This is a genomic window from Pseudoxanthomonas sp. LjRoot204_2, from assembly GCF_056175765.1.
Genome location: NZ_JBGFFG010000367.1, coordinates 1 through 3,417 on the forward strand (window position 1 = coordinate 1; position 3,417 = coordinate 3,417).

A 3,417-nucleotide genomic window follows, 5' to 3' on the forward strand; every position below is an offset into this window, starting at 1 on the left:
GTCGTGGATCTCCCGGCATCGAAAGCGAAGGCTGGCCTGCGGCTGCCGGTACCGGCGGGCATCGTGCGCGCCGTGCGCACAGGACAGCCGGACGCGAGTACCCTGCGTGTCGTCTTCGACCTTGCATCGCCCGTCACCGCGCTCGCGCCGCGCATGGAACAGGCAGGCGCCAATTCCCGCCTGGTCATCGAATGGCCCGGTGATGGCGTCGCGGTGCCGGCGACAGCCAGCGCTGCTGCGACAACCGCAAACGCGACACCGTCGCCAGCGACCCCGGTTCCTGCGCCCTCGCCGCAGGCCGATGCGGCCCGGGCGACCGCGCTGCTGACCGCCAAGGTGGTGCAGGCGGGGTCGGTGCCGGCAACGACAGGGCCGACGCCCGTCAGTCCGCCCTCGCCCTCGCCGCAGGCCATCCTCAACGGCCAGTCCACCGCCGCCACGATGCCGGCGCCGACCCCCGCCGGCGAACGACCCACCTATACCATCGCCACGGGTCAGCCCACTCCGATGCCGGGCGCGACGACGCCTCCGGCAGAAGCGCCGAAGGTGCCGACCATCGTGCCCTCCGGAACGCGCCCGCTGGTCATCGCCATCGATCCGGGCCACGGCGGCCAGGACCCGGGCGCCATCGGTCCCAGCGGTCGCTACGAAAAGCACGCGGTGCTGGCGATCTCCAGGGAACTGGCGCGCCAGATCAACGCCACGCCGGGCATGAAGGCCTATCTGGTCCGCGACACAGATGTCTATGTCGAGCGTCCCCAGCGCGCGCGCAAGGCGCGGGCGGCGAAGGCCGACATGTTCGTGTCGATCCACGCCGACGCGGCGGAGAACCGCAGCGCCTGGGGTTCGTCGGTGTACGTGCTGTCGTTGCGGGGTGCTTCGTCGCAGCACGCGCGCTGGCTGGCGGACAAGGAAAATGCTTCCGACCTGGTCGGTGGCGTGCGCCTGACCAAGGACACCTTGTCCAACGTGCTGCTGGACCTGGCCCAGAGCGGCCACATGAAGGCCTCGCAGGACGCCGCGGGCCACGTGCTGACCTCGCTGAAGGGCCTCGGAAAGACCCACAAGCCGCAGATCGAATTCGCCAACTTCGAAGTCCTCCGCAACTCCGACATGCCGGCGATGCTGGTGGAAACGGGCTTCATCTCCAACGCCGACGAAGAGAAGCGGCTGTTCGACCCGGCGCACCAGCGCAAGGTGGCGGGCGCGGTGCTGGAAGGCATCCAGTCGTACTTCACCCGCCAGCCGCCGCCGGGCACGCTGTTCGCCGCACGCGCGCAGGCCGAGGCCGACGCACGTACTGTCGCGGCGGGCGGCGCCGCCGGCGCGCCCTGATCGCGCACCCGCTCGGCTATCATCACGGCTGATCCCCCGAGACGGCGCGCCTGCRCCGCCAGCACGTGCCGATCCGCCAGCTTCCCGACACCCTCATCAACCAGATCGCTGCAGGCGAAGTCGTCGAGCGCCCGGCGTCCGTCGTCAAGGAACTCGTCGAGAACGCACTGGATGCCGGCGCGCGCCGCGTCGACATCGACCTGGAAGAGGGCGGCGTGCGGCTGATCCGCATCCGCGACGATGGCGGCGGCATCGCACCCGAGGAACTGCCGCTGGCGGTATCGCGCCACGCCACCAGCAAGATCGCCTCGCTCGATGACCTGGAAGCCGTCGCCACGCTCGGCTTCCGCGGCGAAGCCTTGCCTTCGATCGCTTCGGTCAGCCGGTTTGCGCTGACCTCGCGGCGTGCGCAGGATGCGCACGGCGCATCGCTGCAGGTGGAGGGCGGCAAGGTCGGCGAGGTGGCGCCCAAGCCGCATGCCGTGGGCACCACCGTGGAAGTGCGCGAACTGTTCTACAACGTGCCGGCGCGGCGCAAGTTCCTGCGCGCCGAGCGCACCGAGATGGGCCATATCGAAGAGTGGCTGCGTTCGCTGGCGCTGGCGCGTCCCGATATCGAGCTGCGCGTCTCCCACAACGGCCGTCCCTCGCGGCGCTACAAGGCCGATGAGCTGGAATCCTTGTCCCGCCTGAGCGAAACGCTGGGCGACGAATTCGCACGCAATGCGCTGCGCGTGGACCATGCCGCCGCCGGCCTGCGCCTGCAGGGCTGGATCGCACAGCCCAGCTACTCGCGCGCCAGTGCGGACCAGCAGTACGTCTATGTCAACGGCCGTTCCGTGCGCGATCGCAACATCGCGCATGCGGTGAAGATGGCGTACCAGGACGTGCTGTTCCATGGCCGCCAGCCGGCGTACGTGCTGTTCCTGGAACTGGATCCCACCCGCGTCGACGTCAACGTGCACCCCGCCAAGCACGAAGTGCGCTTCCGCGACACGCGGTTGATCCACGATTTCGTATACCGCACGCTGCACGACGCCCTGGCCGAAACGCGCGCTGGTGCATTGCCGAACGACGCCGCGGTGCCGTCGTTCGCCAGCAGAAACTACCCGTCGGTGCCGTCCGCCTGGATGCCCACGCAGCAGTCGCCGCTGGGCCTGAACGTGGCCGAGGCACCCGCGGCGTATGCCGCGCTGTACGCTGCGCCGGCAGGAACCGCGACACCGGCACCCTCCCTGCCGCAGGCGATGCCGGCTGCCGATGCCGACGGCATTCCGCCGCTGGGCTTCGCCATCGCACAGCTGCACGGCATCTACATCCTGGCGGAAAACGCGGATGGCCTGATCGTAGTCGACATGCACGCCGCGCACGAGCGCATCGGCTACGAGAAGTTGAAGGATGCGCACGATGGCATCGGCCTGCGTGCGCAGCCGCTGCTGGTCCCCCTGGCGCTCGCCGTGGCGGAGCGCGAGGCCGACGTGGCCGAGCGAGAAGCGGCGACGCTGGCGGCGCTGGGCTTCGACGTCACCCGCAGCGGTCCGCAGTCGTTGAGCGTGCGCAGCATTCCCGCCTTGTTGTCGAACGCCGAACCCGAAGCACTGCTGCGCGACGTGCTGGCGGACCTGCGAGAACACGGCGAAAGCCGCCGCGTGGCGGCTGCGCGCGACGAACTGCTGTCGACGATGGCGTGCCATGGCGCGGTGCGCGCGAACCGGCGCCTCACCGTGCCCGAAATGAACGCCCTGTTGCGCGAGATGGAGGCCACCGAGCGCTCGGGGCAGTGCAATCACGGCCGCCCGACATGGGCGCGCTTTTCCTTGAACGAGATCGACCGCTGGTTCCTGCGAGGACGCTGACATGGGGAAGAACACGGGATGGCTTGGGGTGGCCATGCTGCTGGGAGTGCTGGCCGGGTGCGGCGGCGATGAGAAGGCGGCCTCCACGGGCAAGGTGGCGGACGTCAACTTCCTGGCCGACAACGCCGCGTGGCGCGAACAGCGCAAGAACGAGCTGACCGCGCCGGATGGCTGGACCAGTCTGGTCGGGCTGCATTGGATCGAACTGAAGTCCCACTTCGTCGGC

Annotated in this window: 2 protein-coding genes and 1 pseudogene; all 3 read left to right on the forward strand. The window is 69.5% G+C overall.

Annotated elements, in window-relative coordinates; genetic code table 11:
- A partial coding sequence (locus tag AC04L7_RS14865) for an N-acetylmuramoyl-L-alanine amidase (RefSeq protein WP_475513299.1) occupies window positions 1-1,335 on the forward strand: 1,335 nt, incomplete at its 5' end.
- A gap of 65 nt (window positions 1,336-1,400) precedes the next feature.
- Window positions 1,401-3,191, forward strand: a complete 1,791-nt coding sequence (gene mutL / locus AC04L7_RS14870) for a DNA mismatch repair endonuclease MutL (RefSeq protein WP_435999326.1) — start codon at window positions 1,401-1,403, stop codon at window positions 3,189-3,191.
- A 1-nt stretch (window position 3,192) separates the two neighbouring features.
- Window positions 3,193-3,417, forward strand: a pseudogene (locus AC04L7_RS14875) (DUF1684 domain-containing protein); the annotation flags it as partial.